Below are 25,981 nucleotides of genomic sequence, written 5' to 3'. Positions count from 1 at the left end.
CAACAGCAAATAACTCGTGGAGCTCTGTCACCTAATTCAGCTTCAGCCGAGCATAGAGGCGGTTGGCCTAGGCGGAGGCGTCAGCGCGTCACCGACCCTATCGACCAGAAGCGCCATTTCGTAGCCGACCTGACCGACGTCGCAGGCGCGGGCCGCGAGGACCGCGAACGACGAGCCATCGGAGATCGACATCAGGAACAGGAAGCCGTTGTCCATTTCGACAACCGTCTGAAGCACCGCGCCGCCCTCGAAGCAGCGGGAGGCGCCCTGGGTCAGGCTCACCAAGCCGGACGCGATCGCGGCGAGCTGGTCGCCCCGGTCGCGCGGCAGATCACGAGAGGCCGCCAACAGCAGACCGTCGGCCGAGACGGCGACCGCGTGGGCCACCCCGGGCACTCGGTCTGCGAAGTTGGCGAGGAGCCAACCGAGATCCTGCGTAGATGTCATGCCTCTTGCTCCTTGCCAACCTGCGAGTTTTGAGGCCCGGCCGAAGTCGGCTCCGGGGTTTTCGAGTCGTCGGACCGCGTGCGGCCGCGCTGAACGCCTCGGTGGTACGCCGACAAGAGGCCGCGCACGGACTCCGGCGTCCGCTTGTGCGCAGTGGCGGTGGCCTTTTCGACCCCTCCGGGAACCAGCTGCGACATCGGGACCCGCTTGGGCAAACCCCGATCGGTCGTAGAGAATTCCTGCGCATCGGCGAGTGCCGCTGCCGCTTGCCATCCTTCGTCTGCCGCAGTGTGCCAGTTTACTGCCGTGCCGCCCGTCGCCCGGTCGGCCGAACCTCGCGAACCTTCACCCGGAGTGCGGGTTTCAAATCGCTGCGGCGGCACGTATGGGGCGGGGGCGTCGCTGTAGGTGACCTCGACGGGCCGGGTTGCGGACGTGCCGTTCTGGACCGGCGTCTCGGTGGGCTGGGCCACCGGCGCGGGCTCGTCGAACGTCGGACGCTTGCTGGTCGTCTGGAACCACGCCGACTCGAGCTCCCGGAAGATCGGCAGCTCCATCGTCTCGTCGACGAACCGCTGGCGCGAGCTCGCGGTGTCGGTCTCCGCCGGCGCCGGGTCCCAGTCGAGCCGCACCCGCGGGATCTCGGCCGTCATGTCGACCGGCGGCTGGGGCTGTGGCTGGTAGGCCGGCTCGGGTGCGGCCGCGGGCGGCTGCTGCAGGTGCGGCGGCGGCGCGGGCGTCGAGGCCGGCGGCCACGCGGGCGGCGCGAACGCCGCCGGCGGCTCGGCCGACTCCGGCCGCTGGCGCGGGATCTGGCCGCTGACCTCGGCGTCGTCGGCGACCTCGCCGTCGAGCGTCCAGTTCTCGTTCGCGCGGCGCTGCGGCAGCGGGTTGAGGTCGCCGCCCGGGTTGCGCGGCGGATAGGGGTCGTTGTTGTCGACGCCGGTCAGGTCCGACCAGGCCGGCAGGCTGCGCCCGCCGCCGTTGGACGGCCCCTGGCGGGGCGGCGGAGGCGCCGGCGGGCCGCCGAACGGGGGCCGCTCGGCCGGCGGGGCCGGACGCGGCGGCGTGCCGTTGGCGAAGCCGTTGACCGTCGGGCGCTCGCCGGTGTTGCCCTGCCCGCCGAAGAGCCCGCTGCTGGTGAGCGTGCCGAAGCGCGGCCCGCCGGTGGGCCCGCTCTCCAGCGCCAGCGGCGAGGCGAGCGGCGACCGCGGGGACGGGGTGGCCGGGCCGGCCGGGATGGGCCGGGCCTGGACGACGTCGTTGGGGCCGACGGCGGGCATGCCGGCGGTCGGCATCCCGGCGGTCGCGCGCCCGGACAGGGCCCGCGGCACGAGCACGCCGGCCGGCAGCGTCACGTCGGCGATCGTGCCGCGCTCGCGCGCGGCCCGCAGCTCGACCTTGACGCCGTGCCGGGCCGCCAGCCGGGCGACCACGACGAGGCCCATCATCCGGGAGACGGCGACGTCGACCATCGGCGGGTTGGCGAGGCGGTCGTTGAGCTCGGCGAGCTGCTCGGGCGAGATGCCGATGCCGTGGTCCTCGACCAGGAGCACCGAGCGGTCGCCCACCCGGCGGGCCTCGACGATGACGGCCGAGTCCGGCGGCGAGAAGGCGGTCGCGTTGTCGAGCAGCTCGGCGACCAGGTGGACCATGTCGTTGACCGCGTGGGCCGCGATCTCGATGTCCCGGTCGATCATGCCGAACTCGATGCGCGTGTAGTGCTCGACCTCGGACTGCGCGGCGCGGAGCACGTCCATGAGCGGGGCGGGCTCGCGCTGGATGCGGGTCGAGTCGGCGCCGGCGAGGACCAGGAGGTTCTCGTCGTTGCGGCGCATCCGGGTGGCCAGGTGGTCGAGCTGGAAGAGCTCGGCCAGGCGGTCCGGGTCCTCCTCGCCGCGCTCCAGCCGGTCGAGGTGACCGATGAGCCGGTCGACCAGGATCTGGGAGCGGCGGGCGAGGTTGACGAACATCGTCGCGACGGAGGCGCGCAGCGCGGCCTGCTCGGCCGCGGTGCGGACGGCCTCCAGGTGGACGGCGTTGAACGCCTCGGCCACCTGGCCGAACTCGTCGCGGCTGCGGACGGGCAGTGGCTCGGCGATCTGCAGTGCCACCTGATGCGGTGACATCTGGGTGGCCAGCGCCGGGTCGCGCAGTCGCTGCACGGCCTGCGGGAGGCCGAACTGGGCGACCGTGAGGGCGCCGTGCCGCAGCTCGCGCAGCGAGCGGGCCATCGACCGGGCCACGATCCAGGCGAAGAGGATGGCCAGCAGCAGCATGCCGAGCAGCGCGCCGGCGGTGACGAGCACCTGGCGCTGCAACTCGTTGCGATGGGCCGTCGCGGCCTCGATGTTGTGCTCGTCGAACTCGCTCTCAATGCCGCGGAGCAGGTTCGACTTGTTGACCATGGCGTTGTCCCACGCCTGGGTGGTGAAGATGTCGCCCGGTAACGCGTCGGTGGTCAGCGGCGTCAGCTGGCCCTCGAACTGGGCGGCCTCGCGCAGGTCGGAACCGGCGATCTTCTTGTCGAAGAGGTCGCGGTGCCAGGGCTCGGAGACGATGCGGAACTGCTCCTCGGCCTGGTCGTAGCCGGTGAGCGTGGCGCTGAACTCCTTGCGCAGCTGCGGGCTGAACACGCCGCTGGTCAGGGCCCGGAGCACGACGACGCGCTCCAGCGCGACCTGCTCCTTCATCTCCGAGATCGCGGCCGCGGCGCGCATGTCGGCGCCGAGCGACGGGTTGCTGGACAGCTCGGCGGCGCTGTCGCGGATGCCGAGCAGGTCGTCGATCAACGTGCGGTACTTGCTGACGACCACGCTCGCCGGCAGCTCCTTGCCGCCCTCGGTGATCTGCTTGCGCATCCCCGGCAGGTCGAGCAGCTGGGTGTCGATCCCCGCGAGCTGCTTGCGGAAGTCGTCGGGCGGATCGGCGAGTCCGGAGCGGTTGAGCCGGTAGTCCTTGCTGACGTCGTCGGTCTTCTGGACCTGCCGCTCGAAGGTGGCGCGGGCCTCGACGTCGCTGCCCTTGCCGATCACGCCGAGCAACAGCGCGGCGTTGGCCCGCTCGCTCTGCAGCTCGTGGATCAGGCGGGAGGCCTGCAGCGAGAGGTTGGAGAGGGTCCGGGCACGGTCGGCGTCGTTCGCCTCACCGATGTTGCCCACCAGACCGTTGGTGCCGACCACGATCGTCGCGATGATCGGGACGATCATGATCAGGCCGAGCTTCGACCAGATCGGCAGGTCTCGGAGCCGTCCGACCGGGAAACGCAGACGCGACGGGACATTCTCCCGCGTCTGTGGCCGTTTGCTCACTTCACCGCCCTCCGAACCGGCGCCTTGTGGAACAGCAGGCACCCGCGACCGGCCGACCCTACTGGGCCAGACCCCCGAGATTCCACCATGTCGCGTCCCAAGAAGAAAGCCCAGGCCTCGCGCTGCACGATATGCACCAGGTTGAAAGGAAGGTCCGTTTGGCGGGGATATCCGACGATCGTCCGCCTACCCTGGGCGATTTACCCGATGCACCCAGATGATCACGGGCGACAAAGCCGGACATCCCGGCTCAAGCGTCAGGCCAGCTTGGCATACGCGGGCTTGATCACATCGTTGATCAAGGCAAGCCTTTCATCGAACGGAATGAACGCGCTCTTCATTGCATTCACCGTAAACCACTGCAACTCGGACCAGCCGTAGCCGAAGGCCTCCACCAGCAGGGCCATCTCGCGGCTCATGGAGGTGCCGCTCATCAGCCGGTTGTCGGTGTTGACGGTGGCCCGGAACCGCAGATCGCGCAGCAGCCCGATCGGGTGCTCCCGGATCGAGGCGGCGGCGCCGGTCTGCACGTTCGACGACGGGCACAGCTCCAGCGGGATGCGCTTGTCGCGCACGTAGGCGGCGAGCCGGCCGAGCGAGTTGTCCGGTCCGATGTCGTCGACGATGCGCACGCCGTGCCCGAGCCGGTCGGCGCCGCACCACTGCAGCGCCTGCCAGATCGACGGCAGGCCGAACGCCTCGCCGGCGTGGATGGTGAAATGCGAGTTCTCGCGCTGGAGGTATTCGAAGGCGTCCAGGTGCCGGGTGGGCGGGTAGCCCGCCTCGGCGCCGGCGATGTCGAAGCCGACGACGCCGGCGTCGCGGTACCGGATGGAAAGCTCGGCGATCTCCATCGACCGGGCGGCGTGGCGCATGGCGGTCAGCAGCGTCCCGACCCGGATCGGGCTGCCGGCGGAGGCGGCCTCGGCCGAGCCGTCGCGGAAGCCGTCCAGGACCGCCTCTACCACCTCCGGCAGCGTCAGGCCGCGCTCGAGGTGTTGCTCCGGGGCGAATCGGACCTCCGCGTAGACGACGCCGTCGGTCGCCAGGTCGAACGCGCACTCCTTGGCGACCCGGTGCAGTGCCTCGGCCGTCTGCATGACGGCCACGGTGTGGGCGAAGGTCTCCAGGTACCGCTCCAGGGAGCCGGAGTCGGCGGCGGCCACGAACCACTCGCCGAGCCCCTCCGGCGTCACGGCCGGCAGCTGGTGGCCGATGTCGGCGGCCAGGTCGAGGATGGTGGCGGGCCGCAGCCCCCCGTCGAGGTGGTCGTGGAGGAGAGCCTTGGGCGCGCGACGGATCTCGTCGTAGGTAGGAGCAGCCATGGAACGACACTAGTGGGGTGCACGCCGCCGTCATCACACATCTGCGCTGTCCGGTCTGCCGGGATCCGCTGCACGCCGCCGAACGGGCGCTGCGCTGCCCGCGCGGGCACTCGTTCGACGTCGCCCGGCAGGGGTACGTCGACCTGACGGCGGGCCGGGTCACCCACCCCGGGGACAGCGCCGAGATGGTGCAGGCGCGCGTCGACGTGCTCGGCGCCGGGCACTACGACCTGATCTCCGCCGCGCTGGCCGAGTCGGTGCGGGACGCCGGATTCGTCGTCGAGGTCGGCGCCGGGACGGCCCATCACCTGGCCCGGGCGCTCCCGTCCGACGCCTACGGGCTGGCCGTCGACGTGTCCAAGGCCGCGCTGCGCCGCGCGGCCCGGGCCGACCCGCGCATCGGTGCCGTGCGGGCCGACGTCTGGCACGGCCTCCCACTGGCCGACGGCTCGGCCGACGCGATCCTCGACGTCTTCGCGCCCCGCTCGCCGCAGGAGTTCGCGCGGGTACTGCGACCCGGCGGCCGCCTGGTCGTGGTCACTCCGGCACCGGAGCACCTCGCCGAGCTGGTGGCGGCGCTGGGCCTGCTCGGCGTCGACCCGGACAAGCCGGCCCGGCTGGCGGCCGGCCTCGGCGACGCGTTCGACCTGGTAGATCGCCGGCGACTGACCGCGCCGCTGCGGCTGCGGCCCGCCGAGGCGCAGGCCCTGGTCGCGATGGGTCCGAGCGCGTGGCACACCGACCCCGCGGCGGTCGAGACCGCGCTGCGGGGGATGCCGGAGCCGATCGCCGTGACGGCAGCGGTGGAGCTGACCGTGTGGCGGCGCCGGTGAGGGCCTACGTCGAGAGGTCGACCTCTTCCCAGTTCGGGGGATTGCCGTGATACGGGCCGGCGAAGATCACGGCCCACTCGAGCGCCCAGCGACGCTGCCCCACCGCGTTGGAGTCGATCTGTCCCGGCGGCGGCAGCCGGCGCCGCTCCGCCTCCAGGAAGGACCAGTCCAGGCAGTAATACAGGTCGAGCTGGACAGCGGCCGAGACCGCGTCACGCGGCGCCGCGAGCGTGCGGCGGCGCCAGGTCAGGAACGACTCGCCCTGGGCCAGATTGGGCAGCCGCTCCATGAGACCGTCGGGGGACGGACGCAGCGGGTCGAGGTCCATCGCGATGCCGAGCAGCCACGACAGCGCGAACATCGCCTCCGCGTGCAGCGCGAACGACCGCTCGTCACCCTTGCCGTCCGAGACGAACTGCCACTCGGGCGGGGTCAGCCGGTCGACCAGGCGTGCCTCCAGCAGCCACTGCATCGCCAGCTCGGGCGGCAAGCCGAAGGCCCGCGCCAGGACCACGTTGAGGATCGCGGCGCGCGCCTCGATCTCGGGGCCGGGGCGCAGCTCCACGGTGTCCCCCGGCTCCCAGCACAGCGGGAAGTTCGGCGGTGGGAGTGGGAGCCGCAGGCGGTGCAGCTCCTCGAGGCTGGTCTCCCGGACCCGTTGCGGATCGGGCGCCGTGACGGTCACCCGCGCACTGTAACCCGTGGATCAGTCAGAGTCCCTATTGGCCAGGTCAGGGCCGAAAGCGGGGAGACAGATCGCCACGTACTCGGCGCCCTCGCCGGTGGGCGTCGTGTACCGGATCCGCTCCCCGGCCCGGGTCACGATCGCCTGTCCGGCGGACACGTCGGTGAACCCGCCGTCGTGCTCGACGCGGACCGTGCCCCGCAGTACCACCGTGAACTCGTCGAACGAAGGGGTCTGGAAGGGCTCGGTCCAGCCGCCCGGGGCGATCATCTTGGCGATCGACACGGCGCTCTCGCCGGAGTTGACGCGGCCGACGTACTCGTCGATCACCTTGCCGCCGGGCACGGGAATCTGCGTCGGGGCCTTGATGAGCTCGGGCATCAGGAGATCCTGTCCAGGATGAGCTTGCGCGGACCGGGCGGGGCGTCGGCGATCATCACCGCGCCCCGGGCCACCTCCAGGGCGGCCGGGAGGCGCGCCGCGTCCTCGGCGCGCAGTTCCATGATCACATCACCGGCGCGGACCGCCGCGCCGGGCTTGCGGTGCAGGATGATGCCGGCCGAGGCGCTGACCGGGTCCTCCTTGCGGGCGCGACCGGCGCCGAGGCGCCAGGCGGCCACGCCGACGGCGTAGGCGTCGAGGCCGGCCAGGTAGCCGTCGCGGTCGGCGGTGATCTGCTCCACCTCGCCCGCGACGGGCAGCGGCGCCTCGGGGTCGCCGCCCTGCGCGCGGACCATGGCCCGCCACGCGTCCATCGCGCGGCCGTCGGCCAGCGCGGCCTGCGGGTCGGCGTCGCGGAGCCCGGCCGCGTCGAGCATCTCCCGGGCCAGGGCGAGGGTCAGCTCGACCACGTCGGCCGGACCGCCGCCGGCGAGCACCTCCAGCGACTCCTCGACCTCGACGGAGTGCCCGACCGCGCGGCCGAGCGGCACGTCCATGTCGGTGAGCAGGGCGACCGTGGTGACGCCGTGGGCCTTGCCCAGCTCGACCATCGTGCGGGCGAGCTCGCGGGCGTCGGCGACGTCGCGCATGAAGGCGCCCGAGCCGAACTTCACGTCGAGGACGAGCGCGCCGGTGCCCTCGGCGATCTTCTTACTCATGATCGAGCTGGCGATGAGCGGGATCGCCTCGACGGTGCCGGTGACGTCGCGCAGCGCGTACAGCTTGCGGTCGGCCGGCGCCAGGCCCTCCCCCGCGGCGCAGATGGCCGCGCCGACCGTGCGCAGCTGCTCGGTGAACTGCTCGTTCGTCAGCTTGGTGCCGAAGCCGGGGATCGCCTCCAGCTTGTCCAGCGTGCCGCCGGTGTGGCCGAGGCCGCGGCCGGACAGCTGCGGCACCGCGGCACCGAGCGCAGCCACGAGAGGCGTCAGCGGCAGAGTGATCTTGTCGCCGACGCCGCCGGTGGAGTGCTTGTCGACGGTCGGGCGGCCGACCTTCGACAGGTCCAGCCGCTCGCCCGACGCGATCATGGCGGCGGTCCAGCGGGCGATCTCCCCGGGCGTCATGCCGTTGAGCAGGATGGCCATGGCCAGGGCCGACATCTGCTCGTCGGCGACGACGCCCCGCGTGTAGGCGTCGACCACCCAGTCGATCTGCGCGTCGCTGAGGACGCCTTTGTCCCGTTTGGTGCGGATGATGTCGACGGCCGCGAAGCTCATGGCGCGCTCCAGTCCTGTTCGATGCCGACCGGCCGGGGGGTGTCCCCGGCCCAGCTCGCGGTGCCCTGCGCGTCGACCACGACGACGCGCGGGGTGCGGATCCGGCCCCAGTTGACGCCCTCGGCGGCGGTGTCCCAGGACGGGCCCTCCTCCAGGATGCCCGCCGGCTCGTCGTCGCCGGTGCCCGACGAGCGCTCCCAGTACGCCGTCCAGACCTGGCGGCCGTCGGCGACGTCGGGGTGGACGAAGACGGTGCCGCTGCCCACCTTGAGCGCGAGCGCCGCCGGGACCGTCGGCTGGCGGTCCCGCTCGGCGGCGATGCGCGCCAGGTCGGTGTCGTCGAACGCGAACGGCAGCAGCTGTGACATCGGCACCGGGCCGCCCGCGTGGTCGACGAGCAGCGTCGGGCCGCCGTGCTCCCACAGCAGCTGGCGGCAGCGCCCGCACGGCATGAGCGGGCGCCCGTCGGCGTCGACGCAGGCCAGCGCGACGAGCCGGCCGCCGCCGGTCACCTGCAGGCTGGAGACCAGCCCGCACTCGGCGCAGAGGCCCAGCCCGTACGACGCGTTCTCCACGTTGCAGCCCACGACGACCCGGCCGTCGTCGACGAGCGCCGCCGCGCCGACCGGGAACTTCGAGTACGGCGCGTAGGCGCGCTCCATCGCCGTGCCGGCCGCGCGGCGCAGCGCGACCCAGTCCACATCCACGTTCGTCATCCTCCGCGTCTGTACGGCTTGCCGTCCGCGGCCGGCGGTCGGAGCCGCTGTGCGGCGAGCGCCAGCACCACGAGGACCGTGATGTAGGGCGCGGCCTGCACGAGAGCCGTCGGGATCTTGTCCACCGAGAAGAACAATACGTAGGACAGGACGCCCAGCACGGCCGAAGAGATGGCCACCACACGGTTGCGGCGGCGGAACTCCCACACGGCGAGCGCGAGCAGCAGCGCCCCGACGAGGATGAGCAGGGCGTGCACGGACTCGCTGCCCCGCCGCAGCTGCAGCGCGTCGGTGTAGCCGAACAGCGACGCGCCCAGCGCCAGGCCGCCCGGCCGCCAGTTGCCGAAGATCATGGCGGCGAGGCCGATGTAGCCGCGGCCACCCGTCTGGCCCTCGCGGTAGATCGCGGAGCTGACCGTCGACAGAAACACGCCGCCGAGGCCGGCCATCGCGCCGGAGATGATCACGCCGTAGTACTTGTAGAGGTACACGTTGATGCCGAGGCTCTCGGCGGCGTGCGGATCCTCGCCGACGGACCGCACCCGCAGGCCGAACGAGGTGCGCCACAGCAGCCACCAGCTCAGCGGGATCAGCAGCACCGCGAGGATCGTCACGATCGACACGTCGACCAGCAGGCCGCGCAGCACGCCGGCGACGTCGCTGAGCAGGAACCACTGCTTGCGCTCGAGCCCGGCCAGGTCGTCGACGAACGGCACCGACACGCGCGGCAACCGCTGGGCGGTCGGCGACTGGGTCGCACCGGCGCCGGGCGTGTCGCTCCACGCAAGGAAGGAGAGGTACCGCGCGAGCCCGGGCGCCAGGATCGTCATCGCCACACCGGAGATGATGTGGTCGACGCCGAACGTGACGGTCGCGACCGCGTGCACCAGCCCGCCGACCGCGCCGCCGAGGACGCCGAGCAGCAGCCCGACCCACGGCCCGAACTCGATGCTGCCCCAGGCGCCGAACCAGGTGCCCAGGATGAGCTGGCCCTCAAGGCCGATGTTGACCACGCCGGCCCGCTCGGACCACAGCCCGCCGAGGCCGGCCAGCCCGAGCGGGATCGCGGCCTGCAGGGCGGCCTGGATCGCGCCCTGCGAGGTGACGTCGTCGGCGCCGGTGAGCCAGTGGACCAGGGACAGGCCGATCAGCACGCCGGAGATGATGAGCAGGATCTTCGGCGTGCTCATCCGCCGCGTCTTCGGCTTGCCGGCGGGGGCCGCCGGCGCGGTCGAGAGCATCGTGTCGGCGGTCACTTCGACTCCTCGGCGGCGGTCGGGGCAAGCGGTGCCGAGCCAGCCGGGGCCGCGGTCGCGACGCCGACCCGTTTCTGCTGCGCGCGCCGGCCGATGCGGGCGGCGAGCTCGTAGGCGATGACGACGGAGAGCACCGCGACGCCCTGCATGATCAGGACGATCTCCTTCGGGATGCCCTCCAGGTCGAGGATCAGCTGGGAGCGCCCGAGGAAGCCCCACAGCAGCGCGCCGAGCGCCATGCCGACCGGGTGGTTGCGGCCGAGCAGGGCGACCGCGATGCCGGTGAAGCCGATGCCGCCGAAGCCCTCGGTGTAGGTGTGGCTCTCGCCGAGCATGCGGGGCAGGTTGACCAGGCCGGCGATGGCGCCGGAGATCAGCATCGCGGTGATGACCATGCGCTTGGCGTCGACGCCGCTGGCCACGGCCGCGCTCGGGTTGTAGCCGGTGGCCCGCAGGTCGAAGCCGAACCGGGTGCGGCCGATGCCGAACCAGTACACGACGCCGAGGACGACCGCGATGACCAGGAAGCCGAGGACCTTCTGGTCGGTGCCGGAGACGATCGGCAGGCCGGGCATCCAGGAGTTCTCCGGCAGGATGCCGGTGGTCTTGATCTGCGCGCCCGGCTCCTGCACGCCCCAGTGCTCGTTGAGCAGCCAGGTGACGACGAGGCCGCCGATGGCGTTGAGCATCAGGGTCGAGATGACCTCGCTGACCCCGCGCTGGGTCTTGAGCAGGGCCGCGATGAGCGCCCACAGCGCGCCGACGATCATCGCCACGACGATGATCAGCACGATCCGCAGCGGGCCGGGCATCCAGCTCATGAACGAGGCGCTGGCCAGGGCGCCGGCGAAGAAGGCGCCGACCTTCGACTGGCCCTCGACGCCGATGTTGAACAGGCCCATCTTGAAGCCGATGGCGACCGCGACCGCGGCGATGTAGAACTCGCTGGCCTTGTTCAGGATCTCCACCTGGGAGTCCGGCGTGAGGCCGAAGTCGTACATCTGCTTGAAGGCGTTGATCGGGTCCTTGTCGCTGATCAGCAGCGCGATCGACGAGATGGCCGCCGCGAGGGCCAGCGCCGCGACCGGCGCGATGAGCTGCGGCAGCAGCTTGCCGAGGTCGATCCGGCGGACGGTCATGCCGTGGCCTCCTGCTCTCCGGCGCCGGTCATGGCGGTCCCGAGCTGCTCGGGGGTGACGGTCGCCGGGTCGGCGTCGGCCACCAGCCGGCCGCCGTAGATCACCTTGAGCGAGTCGGACAGGCCGATGAGCTCGTCGAGGTCGGCCGAGACGAGCAGCACGCCCATGCCGGCGATGCGCGCGTTGCGGATGTGGTCCCAGATCGCGGCCTGGGCGCCGACGTCGACCCCGCGGGTCGGGTGGGCGGCGATGAGCACCTTGGGCGCGTGGCTCATCTCCCGGCCGACGATGAGCTTCTGCTGGTTGCCGCCGGACAGCGCCACCGCGGCGACGTCGATGCTGGGGGTGCGCACGTCGTATTCGGCCACGATCCGGGTCGTGTCGCGCCGCGCCCCGCCGACGTCGATGAGGAAGCCGCGGGCGTTGGGCCTCTCGGTCTGGTGGCCGAGGATGCGGTTCTCCCACAGCGACGCGTCGAGCAGCAGGCCCTGCCGGTGCCGGTCCTCCGGGATGTAGCCGATGCCGGCCTCGCGCCGCCGCCGGGTGCTCCAGCCGGACACGTCGGTGTCGCCGAGCCGGATGGTGCCGGTGGCCGGCCGCATGCCCATGATGGCCTCGGCGAGCTCGGCCTGGCCGTTGCCCTCGACGCCGGCGATGCCGACGACCTCGCCCCGGTGGATCGTGAAGGTCGCGCCGGAGACGACCGGCCGGCCGTCCGGGCCGAGCACGGTGAGCCCCTCGACGACCAGCGCCGGGACGTCGGTGACGGTCGACTCGCGGGCCTCCGGGCTGGGCAGCTCGCTGCCGACCATGAGCGTGGCCAGCTGGCGGGCGGTCACGTCGGCCGGCTTGACCGAGGCGACCGTGGTGCCGCGCCGGATGACGGTGATGTCGTCGGCGACGGCCCGCACCTCGTCGAGCTTGTGCGAGATGAACAGGACGGTCAGGCCCTCGCGGATGAGGTCGCGCAGGTTGCCGAAGAGCTCGTCGACCTCCTGCGGCACGAGGACCGCGGTCGGCTCGTCGAGGATGAGGATGCGCGCCCCGCGGTAGAGCACCTTGAGGATCTCGACCCGCTGGCGGTCGCCGACGCCCAGGTCCTCGACCAGCTCCTCGGGATCGACCCCCAGCCCATACCGCTGGGAGATCTCCCGGATCTTGTCCCTCGCCTGCCCGCCGATGCCGTGCAGCTTCTCCGCGCCCAGGACCACGTTCTCCGTGACGGTGAAGTTGTCGGCGAGCATGAAGTGCTGGTGGACCATGCCGATGCCGGCCTCGATCGCGCCCTGGGGCGACGAGAAGCGCACCGACTTGCCCTCGATCACGATCTCGCCCTCGTCCGGCGGCTGCATGCCGTAGAGGATCTTCATCAGGGTCGACTTGCCGGCACCGTTCTCACCGACGATCGCGTGGATCGTGCCCTTCCGGACGGTGAGGTTGACGTCGGAGTTCGCCACTACGCCGGGGAACCTTTTGGTGATCCCCTTGAGCTCGACGGCGGGTGGTTCCGCGGTCATCCAGAGGCTCCTAACACGTGCTGGCGGGGGACCGGATCACAGTCCCCCGCCAGACACCGGATGTCTACTACTACTTGGTCGGCACCGTGATCTTGCCGGACACGATGTCGGCCTTGAAGGCGTCCAGCTTGTCCTTGATGTCGTCGACCTGGCCACCGGAGGTGGCGTAGCCGACGCCGTCGGCCTTGAGGTCGAAGACGGTCGGGCCGGCCTTGAACTTGTCCTCGGCGAAGTCCTTGACGAAGTTGAAGACCGCGTTGTCGACCCGCTTGAGCATCGAGGTCATGATGACCGGCTTGAGGCCCGCGTCGGTCACGGTGTTGTACTGGTCGGAGTCGACGCCGATGGCCAGCTTGCTCTTGGCCTTGGCGGCCTCGAAGACGCCGGTGCCGGAGCCGCCGGCGGCCGCGTAGATGACGTCCGCACCCTGGTCATACATACCGCTGGCGGCCGTGTTGCCACCGGTCGGGTCGTTGAAGCCCTTGCAGGCCTCGGCCGGGGTCGACAGGTAGTTGGTCAGGACCTTGACGTCGGCCTTGGCGGCCTTCGCGCCGGCCGTGAAGCCCGCCTCGAACTTCTTGATCAGGTCGACCTGGCAGCCACCGATGAAGCCGACCGTGCCGGACTTCGTCTTGAGGGCCGCCGCGGCGCCGACCAGGAAGGAGCCCTGCTCCTCGGCGAACACCAGGTCGGCCACGTTGTCGGCGGTCGTGCCGCCGTCGACGATGGCGAACTTCGTGTTCGGGCAGTCCTTCGCGGCGCGGGCGAGCGGGCCGTTCTTGGCGTCGGCACCGTCGTAGACGAAGCCGACCGCGATGACCGGGTTGTAGCCGCTCTGGCAGAGCAGCTTCAGCCGCGAGTACTTGTCGTTCTCGCTCTCGCCGGCAACGGCGGCGAGGTCCTTGACGTCCAGGTTGAGCTCGCTCTTGACCCGGTCGAGACCGGCGGCGGCGGAGTCGTTGAAGGACTTGTCACCCCGGCCGCCGATGTCGAAGGCGAGGCCGACCTTGACGTTCTTCTTGGCGGGCGCGCTGCTGTCGCCACTCGTCCCCGTGTCGCTGTCGTCGCCGCAAGCGGCCGTGCCCAACGCGACAAACGCCACCGCGGCGGCCGCGAGAACCTTCATCCCACGCACTCGGCGCAAGACGGTCTCCCTTCCCAATGCACCGCCCCAACGCGGTGAAACCCAACGGCGGGAGCGTACGCCCTCCCACCGACAGTTCTGCCATTTGCTGCACGGTTGGGAGGAGTGCGTTATAGGGCCGTGACGTGCCAGCAGTCGCTTGGACCTACTGAGATCGATCTTGTAACACGCGGTTTACCTCCAAAAGACCGCAACGGCGGCGTTAACCAGCGTTAACCCGGCCAATGCGAGGAAGTGCCCCGAGTTGAGCACGTCCCGTTTGCGCGAGAAGAAGGCCATGACGAAGATCATGATCCCGATGACGCCCTTGACGGCCAGCTTGGCCGGATCGGGCTCGGCGTCGCCGCCGCCCCGCAGCGGAGCGGCGAGCCCGAGGCCGGTCAGGACCTGGATCCCGGCACCCCAGACCATGGCGCTGTTGATGCGGAGGGGTTTCGCGAGGTACTGCGTGACGGCGCCGCCGAGCAGCAGCGCGAACCCGATCAGGTGGGCGAAGAGGAGGATGAGCCGCAACGGTTCCACCAGCGCAAGGTAGCGGCTCGTTGACTCTCCCCCTACTGGAGGGTCGATGCTGAGTGACGTGAACATCGGGGAGCTGTCGCGCCTGACCGGGCTGCCGGTGAAGACGATCCGGTACTACTCGGACGTCGGGCTGGTGCCGGAGGCCGAGCGGTCGCGCGCCAACTACCGGCGGTACGACCACGGTGCGCTCGTGCGCCTCGAGTTCGTCCGCACGCTGCGGGAGCTGGGGCTGGACATCGCCACCATCCGCCGCGTCCTGGACAACGGCGTCGACCTGGCGAGCGTCGCCGCCGCCCACGCCGAGGCCATCGGCGTGCAGATCCGGGTCCTGCGCCTGCGCCGCGCGGCCCTGCGCGCGGTGGCCCGCCGCGACCCGTCACCCTCGGAGCTGGAGCGCATGACCCGCATCACCCAGGCATCCGCCGACGAACGCCGGCGGATCGTGGAAGAGTTCTTCGACACCGTCTTCGCGGACCTGCCGGCCTCGGAGGAGGCGACCAAGTTCGCCGGCATGATGCGCAGCGCCACCCCCGACCTGCCGGACGATCCGACGGACGAGCAGGTGGACGCGTGGATCGAGCTGGCATCGCTGCTGCGGGCGCCGGACTTTCGCGCCCGGCTGCGCGAGATGAGCCGCCGCTCGTTAGACTCCTCGGCGCCGCCGCGGTCGGTGCCCACCGAGATGTCCGATATTTCGTGGTTTACCGACCACGTTGCGGCGGCGATGGACCGGGGCGTGACCCCGGAGGACCCGGCGGCGGCCGAGGTGGTGTCGGAGGTGACGGGCCGCTGGGCGGCGGCCTTCGACCGGGCGGACGACCCGGCGTACCGCGCGGAGCTCATCGACGGCCTGGAGCTGGCCGTCGACCCGCGGGCGGAGCGCTACTGGCAGCTGATGGCGGTGATCAACGGCTGGCCGCCGGTGCCGACGACGACCCACAGGTGGTCCTGGTTCCTGTCCGCCCTGAAAGCGCACAGCTAACCGCCCGCGCCCGTCGCACGCACCGCCGAACCTGGCGCCGGACCGCCCGCTTTGCGGGGCTCCGGCAGCGGCACGACCGACCAACTCCATGATCGAGGGAAACATCTGGTCGCTGGGACAGCCAGAACTCGCCCTCGATCATGGAACGGGCATGGGACAGTCGCGCGAAGAGCCGGACTTGGGGCGGTTTGAGCGGTTAGCGTGGCTGACGTGGAATGGTGGCGGAGTGCCGTTATCTACCAGGTCTATCCGCGCAGCTTCGCCGACTCGGACGGCGACGGCGTCGGTGACCTGCCGGGCGTCACCGGGAAGCTCGCCTACCTCGCCGACCTCGGCGTGGACGCCGTCTGGCTGTCGCCGTTCTACCGGTCGCCCATGGTCGACGGCGGATATGACGTCGCCGACCACCGCGACGTCGACCCCGTGTTCGGGACGCTGAGCGACTTCGACGGCATGCTCGCCGAGGCGCATAAGGTCGGGCTCAAGGTCATCGTCGACATCGTCCCCAACCACACCTCCGACCAGCATCCCTGGTTCCAGGAGCAGCGGCGCGACCAGTACGTCTTCCGCAACGGCCGCGGGGAGCGACCACCCAACGACTGGCAGTCGCTGTTCGGCGGGCCGGCCTGGACCAGGGTCGCCGACGGGAGCTGGTACCTGCACCTGTTCGACCCCGGGCAGCCCGATCTCAACTGGCGCAACCCGCAGGTCCGCGACGAGTTCGACGCCATCCTGCGGTTCTGGCTGGACAGGGGCGTCGACGGGTTCCGGGTCGACGTGGCGCACGGGATGATCAAGGCCGAGGGGCTGCCCGACCTGGGGCGGAACACCGTGCTGCCGTACTTCGACCAGGAAGAGGTCCACGAGATCTACCGCGCCTGGCGCAAGCTCATCGACTCGTACCCGGGCGAGCGGATGACCGTCGCCGAGGTGTTCGACTCGGAGCCCGACCGGGTCGCGCGCTACGTCGCCGGGGACGAGCTGCACCAGGCCTTCAACTTCGACTTCCTCGAGGCGCCGTGGGATCCGGCGGTACTGCGGGGAGTCATCGACGCATCGCTGGAGGCGGCCGGCAACGTGGGGGCGCCGACCACCTGGGTGCTGTCCAACCACGACCGCCGGCGGCACGTCACCCGCTTCGGCGGCGGGCTCACCGGGCTGCGCCGAGCCCGGGCGGCGGCGCTGCTCATGCTCGGGCTGCCCGGGTCGGCGTACGTCTACCAGGGCGAGGAGCTGGGCCTGCCCGAGGTGCTCGACCTGCCCGACGAGGTGCGGGTCGACCCACAGTGGATCCGCTCCGGCGGCAGGGAGCCGGGCCGCGACGGCTGCCGGGTGCCGCTGCCGTGGGAGGGCGACGCCCCGCCGTTCGGGTTCAGCCCGGCGAGGCGGAGCTGGCTGCCGATGCCGCCCGAGTGGGCGGCCGCGACGGTCGCGGTACAGCGGGACGACCCCGACTCGATGCTCAACCTGTACCGGAAGGCGCTGCGCCTGCGGCGACCCGCGCGGGAGTTCGCCTGGCGCCCGGCGCCCGACGGCGTCCTCTGCTTCGAGACCGAACGGTTCCTCGTCGCCGCCAACCTCGGCGGCTCGCCGGTGCCGCTTCCAACAGCGCCGGTGCTGGCGAGCTCGCCCTTGACGGACGAGCTCCCCCCGGACACGACCGTCTGGATCAGGACGTGAGCTTCGCCGCGATCCGGGCGAAACCGGCACGAATGTCGTCGACGGACGGCGGCTCGTGCGTGTGGTCTTCGTCCTCGTCGTGATCGTGGTCGTGGTGATGGTCGCCCATCTCCTCGTCCAGGGCCGCGGTCTCCAGGTCCTCGTTCTCGGCGGCCATCCGCGAGGCGGCGATGTCGCCCTGGATCTGGGCCACCGTCACGTGCGGCTGGAGCGGCTCGACGACCGCCATCAGGTCCTCGTCGGCGACCACGGCCTCCGCGAGGGCCAGTGCGTGCGCCCGCTCGTAGGGGCCGCAGACGACCGGCTCCCACTCCTCCTCGTCGTCCATCGGGCCGAAGGTGATGATCCACGGCAGGGTCAGCGCCGGCGCGTCGGCCGGCAGGTCCAAAGTCACGAGTGCACCCACGGCGCCCATCATGACGGGTCGGAGCGCTCAGGCGGCGCCGAACCGCCGGAAGCCACGATGTGCGCCGCCCGCTCCGTCGTCTCGGCCGCCTCCTCGACGAGCTGCGCCGCGCGTTCGGCCGACCGGACGTCGGCCCGGGGCTGGCCGCCGGCCAGGTCCTTGACCCGGCCGTGCGGGCTGGTCGCCGACAGGGCGGCCGCGAAGAGCAGCAGCTGGTGCAGCAGGTACATGTAGAGCAGCAGCCCGATGGTGCCGGCGACCAGCTGGTAGGCCGGGTTGTGCTCGGTCCGCGTGATGTACCACTTGCCCACCGTCTTGAGCGCGCCGAGCCCGACGGCGAACAGCAGCGCGGACGGCCACAGCCGGCGCAGCGACATCCGCAGCCGGGGCACCCCGACCAGCAGGGCCGCGCCCAGGATGACGTCGACGATCCCGGACAGCAGCGACGACGTCCCGCGCAGCGCGACGCGCACCGGGTCCTGCTCGAAGTCGCCGGCCAGCCAGTACAGCAGCTCCTGCACGCCGGCGAAGATGCCGATCGAGATCAGCAGCAGCAGGCCGAGCGCCACCAGGACGCCGAGGTCGACCAGCCAGCGGACGACGGCGTTGCCCGGGTGTTCCTGCAGGTGCCACAGGGCGCGCTGCGAGGAGCGCAGGTTCTCCACCCAGCCGACGCCGGCGATGATCAGGCCGACGAGGGCGATGATGCCGATCTGCTGGCTGCCGGCGAAGATCTCGTCGGAGTGCAGCTGCGGCAGGTTGGCCTGCAGGTAGACCTGCACCCGGTCGACGACGGCCTGGTTGCCCCCGAGCACCCGGCCGAGTATCCAGAACGCGACGACGGCCATGGCGAAGACGGCGAAGAAGCCGTAGTAGGCCGTCGCGGCGGCGAGCCGGGCCGCGTCGACGTCGAAGTACCGCTGCTGCGCGCGCCAGACGTGATCGAACACCCGCGAGCGGCGCCGCCCCGCGGCCACCACCCGGTCCAGGCCGGCCTCCAGCCGGTCGAGCAGGCCCACCCCTCAATGGTCCGTCGCGAGACGGTACTCCGCATAGGAACGCCATCGGCCGCCGTCGTCGTGCTCGAACAGCGTGAACCCGGCGACGGCGAACGACGCCTCGTAGCCCGCCAGGCCGGCGAAGACGGCGTCGAGCCGCTCCGGCGGCACGTCGTGCGCGACGGTCACGTGCGGGTGGTACGGGAAGCGGACCTCGGTCCGGATCGCGGCCGAGGACAGCACCGCGGCGTGCAGCCGCTCGCACTCGCTGATGCCGGCCGCGACCGCCACGAACACCACCTGGGTCACCGGCCGGAACGTCCCCGTGCCGCGCAGCCGCACGTCGAAGGCGGGGTGGCGGGCGGCCACCGCCGTCAGGTGCCGGTCGATCTCCGGCAGGTCACCGGCGTCGATCTCGGTCGGCCCCAGCAGCGTGACGTGGGCGGGCACGTAGGCGCCGACCGGGTCACCGGCGGCCAGCCGGGCGGCGGTCAGCTCGCTGCCCCAGGGGTGGGGGATGTCGATCGCGACACCGATGGTGGTTTTGTCCACCTCAGTGTGCGGCGCCGGGCGCGAGGAACCCGATGCGGTCATACACCGTCTTCAGCGTCGGCACGGCCACGGCCCGCGCCTTCTCGGCGCCGACCGCGAGCAGCTTGTCGAGCTGCGCCGGGTCGTCGAGATACAGGTTGGTGCGCTCCTGGATCGGCTTGAGGAACTCGACGACGACCTGCGCGAGGTCCTTCTTCAGGTCGCCGTAGCCCTTGCCGTCGTATGCCTCGACGAGGTCGTCGATCGTGCGCCCGGTCAGCGCCGCGTAGATCGTCAGCAGGTTGGAGACGCCGGGCTTGTTCGCCTGGTCGAAGATGATCTCCCGGCCGGTGTCGGTGACCGCCGACTTGATCTTCTTGGCCGCCTTCGCCGGGTCCTCCAGCAGCTCGACCAGGCCGTTGGCGGCCGAGGCCGACTTCGACATCTTCGCCGTCGGCTCCTGCAGATCGGTGATCTTCGCCGTGTCCTTGATGATGAAGGGCGCGGGCACCGTGAACGTCTGGCCGAAGGTGGTGTTGAAGCGCTGGGCCAGGTCGCGGGTCAGCTCCAGGTGCTGGCGCTGGTCCTCGCCGACCGGCACGGCGTCCGCCTGGTACAGCAGGATGTCGGCCGCCTGCAGGATCGGATAGGTGAACAGGCCGACGCTGGACCGGTCGGCGCCCTGCTTCTGCGACTTGTCCTTGAACTGCGTCATCCGGCTCGCCTCACCGAACCCGGTGATGCAGCCCATCACCCAGCCGAGCTGCGCGTGCTCGGGCACGTGGCTCTGCACGAACAGCGTGCAGCGCTCCGGGTCGAGCCCCACGGCCAGCAGCTGGGCGGCGCTCACCCGGGTGCGCTTGCGCAGCAGCGCCGGGTCGTGACCCATCGTGATCGCGTGCAGATCGACCACGCAGTAGAACGTGTCGTGCGTCTCCTGCATCGCCACCCAGTTGCGCAGGGCACCGAGATAGTTGCCCAGATGGAACGAGTCGGCGGTGGGCTGGATCCCGGAGAGCACGCGCGGTCGGGCGGGAGACGACATGTCGGCCATTCTGTCAGGCGCAACCGGATGAGCCGCACAGGCGTCTGTCTGGATAGCGTGACGACGAGGGGGAGGTGGCGCGGCGTGGGCGAGGAGCTGGAAGCGCGCGAAGCGGTCCGCGACGCGTACCAGGCGCACTACCGCCGGCTCGTCGCCGCCCTGTATGCGCTGACCGGCGACCACGCCGAGGCGCAGGACCTCGTCCAGGAGGCGTACGCGCGGGCGCTCGCCCGGCCCCGCCAGTTCCTCGACGTGGCCGACCCGGAGGCTTGGCTCCGCACCGTCGCCATGAACCTTGCACGGACCCGCTGGCGGCGCCGCCGCCTGTTCGACACACTGGTGCGCAGCGGCCGCGTCGCCCGGCCGGTGGAGAGCGTGCCGGGTGTCGACCCGAACCGGGTCGCGCTGGTCGCTGCCCTGCAACAGCTGTCGCAGGCCACGCGGGAGACGATCGTGCTGCACCACCTCGCCGACATGTCGGTCCACGAGGTGGCCGACGCGTTAGGGGTGCCGGTGGGCACGGTGAAGGCACGCCTCTCACGGGGCCGCGCCATGCTCGCCGCCCTGCTCAGCGACGCCGATGGCGAGCCGGAGGCGCCGCGCCGGCGGGTGGAGGCTGCCCCGGAGGTACCGCAGCAAGAGGTGCGAGATGCGCCCTGAGCTGGACTTCCGCGCCCTCCGCGCGCAGATCGAGGCGGCCACCTGGGTCCCCGACTTCAGCACGCTCTACCGCCGGGCCGGCCGGGTGCGCATCCGCGACCGGATGGCGGTCGTCGGCGCCCTCGTCGGCACGCTCGCCGTCTTCGCGCCCGTCGCCCTGGCCGGGATCTTCGGCCGGCCCACCCCGGCCGCGCTCGGGCCCAACCCCGACCTCGGCGAGGCGTGGACGCCCGGCCCGGTCGTCTCGGCGACCGGCACGTATCCGTCGACGACGACGCTGCGAGCCGCGGCCGGCGCCCTCCCGGACGGCGTGGTGGCGGCGGTCGACGTCTGCGTCGAGGTGCCGCAGAACCGCCGGTGCAGCCTGCAGGTGACCATGCTGCGCGAGGACTCGGCCGACCGGCGCACGCCCTACCTGCTCGACGCGCTGCGGCAGTCGCCGCTGGACAAGCTGGAGTCGGTCGACCTGGTCCGGATCACCGGCAACACGTTCATGCTGAGCGGCGAGGTGGGCGGCGGATCGCGCACTTCGGTGCGGTTCAGCATCGACACGGCCGACGCGTCGCCGCTGCCCGGCGAGAGCGGCGCGCCCGTGGTCGGGCCGAGCGACCGGCTGCTGCTGGGGTTGGGCGACAAGGTCGTGCAGCTGGCGCAGTACGGCGACCTCTTCGGCGTCCGGGCCGGCGACGGCGCGCTGAGCCTGCTCGCCAGCCAGCCGCCGATGGCCCGGCGCACGATCGTCGCCGGGCTGCCCGGCGAGGCCGGCTGGTGGGTGGCCGGCGCCGACCTGACGACCGGCCAGCCGTCCGTGTCGGTGAGCACCGACCAGGGGCGGACCTGGGTCGCGCGGCGGCTCGACGCGCCGGCCGGGCTCGACGCGCCGAGAATCGCGACGCGCGACGGCCACACCGCCTTCGCGTTCGTCCGCTATCCGAACAGCATCCGGTTCTTCCGTACCTCGGACGGCGGCCAGGACTGGATCGAAGTACCCACGAAGATCGAGCTGCCCGCCCAGCTCACCGGCGACAAGGCGCTGGTCGGCCGAGAGTTCGGCGTGCTGACCCGCCCGGATCGCTCGCTCATGATGTGGATCCAGGGCAACAGCGAGATGGTCTTCCTGGAGAGCCTCGACGGCGAGCACTTCGGCGTCGTCGCCGGCCCCGGAGGCCCGCTCGCCGCGGTCGAGAACGGCTTCGCGGCGCTCGGCTCGCCGCCGCGGGTGTCGAAGGAGGCCCGCAACTGGGTGGAGGCGACCCTCTCCGCGACGGTGCTGCCGAATTGACGGGAACCGGGGAGCCGGCCGGGGGATCGTGAACAGCGTGAGCGACGTGGCAGAGGTGTACCACGCCTGTTACCGCAGGCTGGTCACGCAGCTCTACGCGTTCACGACCGACCTGACCGAGGCGCAGGACGTCGTCCAGGAGGCATTCGCGCGGGCGGTCGCGCGGCCGGGCGGGTTCGCCGGGATCGACAACCCGGAGGCCTGGCTGCGCACCGTCGCGCTGAACGTCGTCCGCCGGCGATGGCGGCGCCGCAAGGTCCTCGACCTGATCCTGCTCCGGGACCGGCCGGCGCTCACCAGCACCGGCCCCGAGCCCGACCGGACGGACCTGACCCAGGCGCTCGACGCCATACCACGCAGCTACCGGGAGGTCATCGTGCTGCACTACTACGCCGACCTCAGCGTGGACGAGATCTCGGCCGCGCTCAACGTCCCGGCGGGCACGGTGAAGTCCCGGCTGTCCCGGGGGCGGGCGGCGCTGGCCGCGCTGCTGCCGGGCTACCGAGCCGAGGTGACCAGTGCCTGACCAGTTGGGGACCCGGCTGCGCGCGGAGCGCGACCGGCTCGACATCGACCAGCCGCCCCTCACGGCGATCACCGCGCGGGCCGCGGCGCTGCGCCGGCGCCGCCGCCTCGCGCAGGGCGGAGCGGCCGCGGCGGTCGCCGTGGTGATCGCGGGCGTGGTGGCCGGCGGGGGCGACGAGCCGCCGCCGCAGCCGGCCGCCTCGACCGACCCGGCCGGGGTCTGGACCGCCGAGAACGTCACCGTCAACGGGCTGCCGCACCTGCCGACCGACCTGCCGGGGACGGTCCGCGACGTCGAGTTCGTCGACGCCGAGCGAGGCTACCTGCTCACGGCCGAGTGCGAGGGCGGGAGCACCTGCACGAACCGCGTCTACGCCACCGTCGACGGCGGACGCACCTGGGCGCTGCGCCCGGTCCCGGCCGAGCTCGGCTCGACGGGCGCCGGCTCGGTGCCTGTGTTGACGGTCACCGGCTCGCAGGTGGCGCTGGTCGCCGGCAGCACGGTCGCCGTCGGTGACTCCTGGCAGCTGTCCTCGGCGTCCCCGGCGACGGCTCCCCTGCCCGGGACCGCCCACTTGTACAGCAGAGGGTGCGGCCAGCCGCTCCTGGCCGTCACGCCGACCGGCCTGATCGCGCCGCCGGCCCAGCCGGGAGGCATCGCCGTGTGCTGGACCTCCCCGGTCCGGGCCGGCGACGGCTCGTGGTGGGTCGGCGGCAGCTCGGCCGGCAAGGCGGCGGTGTCGGTCTCCCGCGACGACGGCCGGCAGTGGCGGACCACCGCGTTCGAGGCCGCGGGCGAGGCCCGGGTCGCGATGCTGGGCAAGGACGTGTATGCCATGCTCGTGGACCCGGCGACCACCCCCGCCCGGCTGGTGGGCGTCGTCTCCTCGGCGGACGGGGGCGTCAGCTGGAGCGCGGTCCAACCGACGGCCGGCAACGCCACCATCGGCGGCGAGGCGGTGCCGCTGCTCGACGGCCGCCTGCTCATCGTCGACGGCGCCGGGCACTGGCTGGTGTCGGAAGACCGGGGCGTGAGCTGGCACCGGCTGGAGGGCCTGCACCCGACCATGCGGCTGGCGCGGACCCAGGCCGGCTACGTGGCGTACCAGATGTCGACCATCTACACGGCGTTCTCGGTCGACGGCTCCACCTGGCAGAAGCTGGACGCTCAGTAGTTCATGTATGCCCAGGCATCGGCCACCATCGTGGCCAGGTCGACGTGCTGAGGGGTCCAGCCGAGCTCGCGCCTGGCCTTCTCCGACGACGCCACGAGCTGGGCCGGGTCGCCCGGGCGGCGCGGGGCCATCTCGACCGGGATCGGGTGGCCGGTCACCGTGCGGACGACCTCGACGACCTGTCGGTTGGAGAAGCCGTTGCCGTTGCCGAGGTTGTAGACGCGGTGGCCGGGGCCGTCCATCGTGCCCAGCGCCAGCAGGTGGGCGGTGCCCAGGTCGGCGACGTGGATGTAGTCGCGGACGTTGGTGCCGTCCGGGGTGTCGTAGTCGTCGCCGAACAGCTGCAGCTTCTCCCGCCGGCCGGCCGCGACCTGCAGCGCGATCGGGATCAGGTGGGTCTCCGGGTCGTGCCGCTCGCCGATCATCGAGCCGTCGGCGCGGCGGAGGGCGCCGGCCACGTTGAAGTACCGCAGGCTGACCGCGGACAGGCCGTGGCCGACCGCCTCGCCGGTGAGCGCGTGGTCGGCGGCCAGCTTCGAGGTCGCGTACGGGTTCGGGGGGCGGACGGCGGCCGTCTCCGGGATCGGGACCGTGTCGGGGTCGCCGTAGACGTTCGCGGTCGAGGAGAAGACCAGGCGGCGCACGCCGGCGGCGCGCATCGCGTCGAGCAGGCGCAGGGTGCCGACCGCGTTGTTGTCCCAGTACTTCTCGGGCTTCTGCACGCTCTCCCCCGCCGCGATGAAGGCGGCGAAGTGCAGCACGCCGTCGAAGTCGGGCGTGAGCACGTCGGCGATGCTGTCGTGGACGCGGCCGCGGACGAAGGTGGCGCCCTGCGGCACCGCGTCCTGATGGCCGGTCGAGAGGTCGTCGAGCACGACGACCTCATGCCCGGCATCGAGCAGCAGCGCGGTGACGACGCTGCCGATATAGCCGGCGCCCCCGGTCACGAGCAGTCTCACGGCGTACCTCCACAAAAGTCATCGCGAACCAACAAATTTACACGTCGCCGGTGAATGACCGGGAGTGGGATGCCTACAATTCGTCCATGCCGGAGGCTGCCCCCGGAACCATACGGCAGGCTGTGGCTGCCCTGTTGCAGCGCTGGGCGCGTCGACTTCACGCTACCCCCGAGGCACCACGCATCAACGAGGCCGAGCTCAGGTCGCTGATCACGGCCAACACCGGCTCCGGCCACGTCCGCGAGGTGATGGTGCCGCGGACCGAAGTGGTCTTCCTCGACGCCCAGCTGACGTTGCCCGAGGCGATCGCTCTGGTACGGCGGGCAAGACACTCCCGCTTCCCCGTCATCGCCGGCGACCCGGACGACGTGCTCGGCTTCGTGCACGTCCGTGACCTGACGCTGCTGCCGTTCCCCGACCCCGCCGTCCCGCTGCGGCAGCTCACCCGCGAGGTCCACCGCCTGCCGGCGAGCAAGCGGGTGCTGGCCGCGCTGTCCGAGATGCGCCGGGGCGGGCACCACCTGGCGGTCGTCGTCGACGAGTACGGCGGGACCGCCGGCATCGTCACCCTGGAGGACCTCATCGAGGAGCTGGTCGGGGAGATCCACGACGAGTACGACCCGCCACCCCCTCCCGCGGGCCGGGTCGACGAGGTCGACGGCCTGCTGAACCTCGCCGACCTCGCCGAGCGCACCGGCCTGACCCTGCCCACCGGCCCGTACGAGACGGTGGCCGGGTTCGTGATGGCCCGCCTGGGCAAGCTCCCGACCGTCGGGGACGAGGTGCGCCACGACGGCTGGCACCTGCACGTCCGCACCGTCGAGGGCCGCCGCGCGGCCCGGGTCGCGGTCGCCCGCCCGGTCCCGCCGCCCCGCTCGCCGGCCCTCGACCACGCGCCCGGGCGCGAAAAGACCGAGTGACGGCACACGTCGAAACGGCGATCGTGGACGGCGACCCGACCCGCCTGAACGGCTCGCTCCGCAAGCTCCGCATGGCCTGGCCCGACGCCACCACCCTGGCAAGTTGACCTTGGTGGATTTCCGCCGCCCGGACGACCCAAACCCACCAAGGTCAATTGCCACGAGCCCCACAAGTTGACCTTGGTGGGTTTCGGTCGCCCCGGCGGCCGAAATCCACCAAGGTCAACTTGCTTTGGAGGCCAACCAGCGCGGGCCGCGACCGGCG

At 71.8% G+C, this 25,981-nt stretch carries 25 protein-coding genes; 8 read left to right on the top strand and 17 right to left on the bottom strand.

Going from position 1 to position 25,981, the window contains the following annotated elements; translation table 11 throughout:
* Nucleotides 1–42 precede the first annotated feature (42 nt).
* The 3 genes from IEZ31_RS18160 to IEZ31_RS18150 form a co-directional block, all read right to left on the bottom strand.
* Entirely contained in the window at nucleotides 43–447 is a 405-nt protein-coding gene (locus IEZ31_RS18160; protein ID WP_033358336.1) for a roadblock/LC7 domain-containing protein, read from the bottom strand.
* The gene (locus IEZ31_RS18155; protein WP_190251072.1) at nucleotides 444–3,758 is read right to left on the bottom strand and encodes a sensor histidine kinase; all 3,315 of its coding nucleotides are present in this window, start codon (nucleotides 3,756–3,758) and stop codon (nucleotides 444–446) included. The genes IEZ31_RS18160 and IEZ31_RS18155 overlap by 4 nt, the downstream gene beginning before the upstream one ends.
* Nucleotides 3,759–4,015: 257 nt before the next feature.
* Nucleotides 4,016–5,083, bottom strand: a complete 1,068-nt coding sequence (locus IEZ31_RS18150) for an adenosine deaminase (RefSeq protein WP_190251071.1) — start codon at nucleotides 5,081–5,083, stop codon at nucleotides 4,016–4,018.
* Nucleotides 5,084–5,100: 17 nt separating this feature from the next.
* On the opposite strand from IEZ31_RS18150, the gene IEZ31_RS18145 reads away from it, so the two are divergent.
* Complete coding sequence (locus IEZ31_RS18145; protein WP_190251070.1) at nucleotides 5,101–5,916, top strand: putative RNA methyltransferase; 816 nt, start codon at nucleotides 5,101–5,103, stop codon at nucleotides 5,914–5,916.
* 4 nt (nucleotides 5,917–5,920) lie between these two features.
* Here IEZ31_RS18145 and IEZ31_RS18140 read toward each other — a convergent pair whose 3' ends face one another.
* From IEZ31_RS18140 to IEZ31_RS18100, 9 genes are all read right to left on the bottom strand, one after another.
* The gene (locus tag IEZ31_RS18140) at nucleotides 5,921–6,601 is read right to left on the bottom strand and encodes a DUF4272 domain-containing protein (RefSeq protein ID WP_190251069.1); all 681 of its coding nucleotides are present in this window, start codon (nucleotides 6,599–6,601) and stop codon (nucleotides 5,921–5,923) included.
* 21 nt (nucleotides 6,602–6,622) lie between these two features.
* Entirely contained in the window at nucleotides 6,623–6,982 is a 360-nt protein-coding gene (locus IEZ31_RS18135; protein WP_190251068.1) for a cupin domain-containing protein, read from the bottom strand.
* Nucleotides 6,982–8,259, bottom strand: a complete 1,278-nt coding sequence (locus IEZ31_RS18130) for a thymidine phosphorylase (RefSeq protein ID WP_190251067.1) — start codon at nucleotides 8,257–8,259, stop codon at nucleotides 6,982–6,984. Before IEZ31_RS18130 ends, IEZ31_RS18135 begins: the two co-directional genes overlap by 1 nt.
* Entirely contained in the window at nucleotides 8,256–8,975 is a 720-nt protein-coding gene (locus IEZ31_RS18125; protein ID WP_190251066.1) for a cytidine deaminase, read from the bottom strand. Before IEZ31_RS18125 ends, IEZ31_RS18130 begins: the two co-directional genes overlap by 4 nt.
* Entirely contained in the window at nucleotides 8,972–10,231 is a 1,260-nt protein-coding gene (locus IEZ31_RS18120) for an ABC transporter permease (protein ID WP_229835376.1), read from the bottom strand. The genes IEZ31_RS18125 and IEZ31_RS18120 overlap by 4 nt, the downstream gene beginning before the upstream one ends.
* Nucleotides 10,228–11,370, bottom strand: a complete 1,143-nt coding sequence (locus IEZ31_RS18115) for an ABC transporter permease (protein ID WP_190251065.1) — start codon at nucleotides 11,368–11,370, stop codon at nucleotides 10,228–10,230. Before IEZ31_RS18115 ends, IEZ31_RS18120 begins: the two co-directional genes overlap by 4 nt.
* A complete protein-coding gene (locus IEZ31_RS18110) occupies nucleotides 11,367–12,887 on the bottom strand; it encodes an ABC transporter ATP-binding protein (protein WP_190251064.1) in 1,521 nt (506 codons plus the stop codon). Before IEZ31_RS18110 ends, IEZ31_RS18115 begins: the two co-directional genes overlap by 4 nt.
* A gap of 70 nt (nucleotides 12,888–12,957) precedes the next feature.
* Nucleotides 12,958–14,013, bottom strand: a complete 1,056-nt coding sequence (locus IEZ31_RS18105; RefSeq protein WP_190251063.1) for a BMP family lipoprotein — start codon at nucleotides 14,011–14,013, stop codon at nucleotides 12,958–12,960.
* 192 nt (nucleotides 14,014–14,205) lie between these two features.
* Complete coding sequence (locus tag IEZ31_RS18100; protein ID WP_190251062.1) at nucleotides 14,206–14,553, bottom strand: hypothetical protein; 348 nt, start codon at nucleotides 14,551–14,553, stop codon at nucleotides 14,206–14,208.
* A gap of 46 nt (nucleotides 14,554–14,599) precedes the next feature.
* Between IEZ31_RS18100 and IEZ31_RS18095 the strand changes: the two genes are divergently transcribed.
* Nucleotides 14,600–15,535 (top strand): MerR family transcriptional regulator, encoded by a 936-nt coding sequence (locus IEZ31_RS18095; RefSeq protein WP_190251061.1) that lies wholly within the window; start codon nucleotides 14,600–14,602, stop codon nucleotides 15,533–15,535.
* Nucleotides 15,536–15,736: 201 nt separating this feature from the next.
* On the top strand, nucleotides 15,737–17,215 hold the full coding sequence (locus tag IEZ31_RS18090; protein ID WP_190251060.1) for a glycoside hydrolase family 13 protein: 1,479 nt from the start codon (nucleotides 15,737–15,739) through the stop codon (nucleotides 17,213–17,215).
* Here the strand turns inward: IEZ31_RS18090 and IEZ31_RS18085 are convergent.
* The 4 genes from IEZ31_RS18085 to trpS are packed head-to-tail and all read right to left on the bottom strand — an operon-like array spanning nucleotide 17,205 to nucleotide 20,204.
* A complete protein-coding gene (locus IEZ31_RS18085; RefSeq protein WP_190251059.1) occupies nucleotides 17,205–17,621 on the bottom strand; it encodes a hypothetical protein in 417 nt (138 codons plus the stop codon). The two genes, IEZ31_RS18090 and IEZ31_RS18085, sit on opposite strands and share 11 nt — an antisense overlap.
* 8 nt (nucleotides 17,622–17,629) lie before the next feature.
* A complete protein-coding gene (locus IEZ31_RS18080; RefSeq protein WP_190251058.1) occupies nucleotides 17,630–18,640 on the bottom strand; it encodes a YihY/virulence factor BrkB family protein in 1,011 nt (336 codons plus the stop codon).
* Between the two features lie 3 nt (nucleotides 18,641–18,643).
* On the bottom strand, nucleotides 18,644–19,213 hold the full coding sequence (locus IEZ31_RS18075) for a 2'-5' RNA ligase family protein (RefSeq protein ID WP_190251057.1): 570 nt from the start codon (nucleotides 19,211–19,213) through the stop codon (nucleotides 18,644–18,646).
* Nucleotides 19,173–20,204: a tryptophan--tRNA ligase gene (trpS, locus tag IEZ31_RS18070; RefSeq protein WP_190251056.1), complete on the bottom strand. Its 1,032-nt coding sequence runs from the start codon at nucleotides 20,202–20,204 to the stop codon at nucleotides 19,173–19,175. The genes IEZ31_RS18075 and trpS overlap by 41 nt, the downstream gene beginning before the upstream one ends.
* A 75-nt stretch (nucleotides 20,205–20,279) precedes the next feature.
* Between trpS and IEZ31_RS18065 the strand changes: the two genes are divergently transcribed.
* From IEZ31_RS18065 to IEZ31_RS18050, 4 genes are read left to right on the top strand one after another with little or no spacing between them, the layout of a single operon-like run.
* Nucleotides 20,280–20,855 (top strand): RNA polymerase sigma factor, encoded by a 576-nt coding sequence (locus tag IEZ31_RS18065; protein ID WP_229835367.1) that lies wholly within the window; start codon nucleotides 20,280–20,282, stop codon nucleotides 20,853–20,855.
* The gene (locus tag IEZ31_RS18060; RefSeq protein ID WP_190251054.1) at nucleotides 20,845–22,137 is read left to right on the top strand and encodes a beta propeller repeat protein; all 1,293 of its coding nucleotides are present in this window, start codon (nucleotides 20,845–20,847) and stop codon (nucleotides 22,135–22,137) included. Before IEZ31_RS18065 ends, IEZ31_RS18060 begins: the two co-directional genes overlap by 11 nt.
* Before the next feature lie 37 nt (nucleotides 22,138–22,174).
* Nucleotides 22,175–22,663 (top strand): RNA polymerase sigma factor, encoded by a 489-nt coding sequence (locus IEZ31_RS18055; protein WP_229835364.1) that lies wholly within the window; start codon nucleotides 22,175–22,177, stop codon nucleotides 22,661–22,663.
* Nucleotides 22,656–23,837: a sialidase family protein gene (locus tag IEZ31_RS18050; RefSeq protein ID WP_190251052.1), complete on the top strand. Its 1,182-nt coding sequence runs from the start codon at nucleotides 22,656–22,658 to the stop codon at nucleotides 23,835–23,837. Before IEZ31_RS18055 ends, IEZ31_RS18050 begins: the two co-directional genes overlap by 8 nt.
* Here the strand turns inward: IEZ31_RS18050 and galE are convergent.
* Complete coding sequence (gene galE, locus IEZ31_RS18045; RefSeq protein ID WP_190251051.1) at nucleotides 23,831–24,796, bottom strand: UDP-glucose 4-epimerase GalE; 966 nt, start codon at nucleotides 24,794–24,796, stop codon at nucleotides 23,831–23,833. The genes IEZ31_RS18050 and galE overlap by 7 nt on opposite strands.
* A gap of 86 nt (nucleotides 24,797–24,882) precedes the next feature.
* Here galE and IEZ31_RS18040 point away from each other — a divergent pair, with 86 nt between their 5' ends.
* Nucleotides 24,883–25,716, top strand: coding sequence for a hemolysin family protein (locus IEZ31_RS18040; RefSeq protein WP_190251050.1), 834 nt, complete (start codon nucleotides 24,883–24,885; stop codon nucleotides 25,714–25,716).
* The last annotated feature ends 265 nt before the right edge of the window (nucleotides 25,717–25,981 follow it).

Origin of the sequence: Dactylosporangium sucinum, assembly GCF_014647515.1 — a bacterium.
Classification (GTDB): Bacteria; Actinomycetota; Actinomycetes; order Mycobacteriales; family Micromonosporaceae; genus Dactylosporangium; species Dactylosporangium sucinum.
The sequence above is the reverse complement of the archived record's forward strand: the minus strand, read 5'-3'. Positions and strand labels throughout refer to the sequence as shown.

What these genes read in the sequence shown, in the direction of transcription:
- IEZ31_RS18160 (WP_033358336.1), bottom strand. Translation starts at nt 447, where the DNA reads ATGACATCTACGCAGGATCTCGGTTGGCTCCTCGCCAACTTCGCAGAC.
- IEZ31_RS18150 (WP_190251071.1), bottom strand. Translation starts at nt 5,083, where the DNA reads ATGGCTGCTCCTACCTACGACGAGATCCGTCGCGCGCCCAAGGCTCTC.
- IEZ31_RS18135 (WP_190251068.1), bottom strand. Translation starts at nt 6,982, where the DNA reads ATGCCCGAGCTCATCAAGGCCCCGACGCAGATTCCCGTGCCCGGCGGC.
- IEZ31_RS18130 (WP_190251067.1), bottom strand. Translation starts at nt 8,259, where the DNA reads ATGAGCTTCGCGGCCGTCGACATCATCCGCACCAAACGGGACAAAGGC.
- IEZ31_RS18125 (WP_190251066.1), bottom strand. Translation starts at nt 8,975, where the DNA reads ATGACGAACGTGGATGTGGACTGGGTCGCGCTGCGCCGCGCGGCCGGC.
- IEZ31_RS18115 (WP_190251065.1), bottom strand. Translation starts at nt 11,370, where the DNA reads ATGACCGTCCGCCGGATCGACCTCGGCAAGCTGCTGCCGCAGCTCATC.
- IEZ31_RS18110 (WP_190251064.1), bottom strand. Translation starts at nt 12,887, where the DNA reads ATGACCGCGGAACCACCCGCCGTCGAGCTCAAGGGGATCACCAAAAGG.
- IEZ31_RS18105 (WP_190251063.1), bottom strand. Translation starts at nt 14,013, where the DNA reads ATGAAGGTTCTCGCGGCCGCCGCGGTGGCGTTTGTCGCGTTGGGCACG.
- IEZ31_RS18095 (WP_190251061.1), top strand. Translation starts at nt 14,600, where the DNA reads ATGCTGAGTGACGTGAACATCGGGGAGCTGTCGCGCCTGACCGGGCTG.
- IEZ31_RS18075 (WP_190251057.1), bottom strand. Translation starts at nt 19,213, where the DNA reads ATGACCGCATCGGGTTCCTCGCGCCCGGCGCCGCACACTGAGGTGGAC.
- trpS (WP_190251056.1), bottom strand. Translation starts at nt 20,204, where the DNA reads ATGGCCGACATGTCGTCTCCCGCCCGACCGCGCGTGCTCTCCGGGATC.
- IEZ31_RS18060 (WP_190251054.1), top strand. Translation starts at nt 20,845, where the DNA reads ATGCGCCCTGAGCTGGACTTCCGCGCCCTCCGCGCGCAGATCGAGGCG.
- IEZ31_RS18040 (WP_190251050.1), top strand. Translation starts at nt 24,883, where the DNA reads ATGCCGGAGGCTGCCCCCGGAACCATACGGCAGGCTGTGGCTGCCCTG.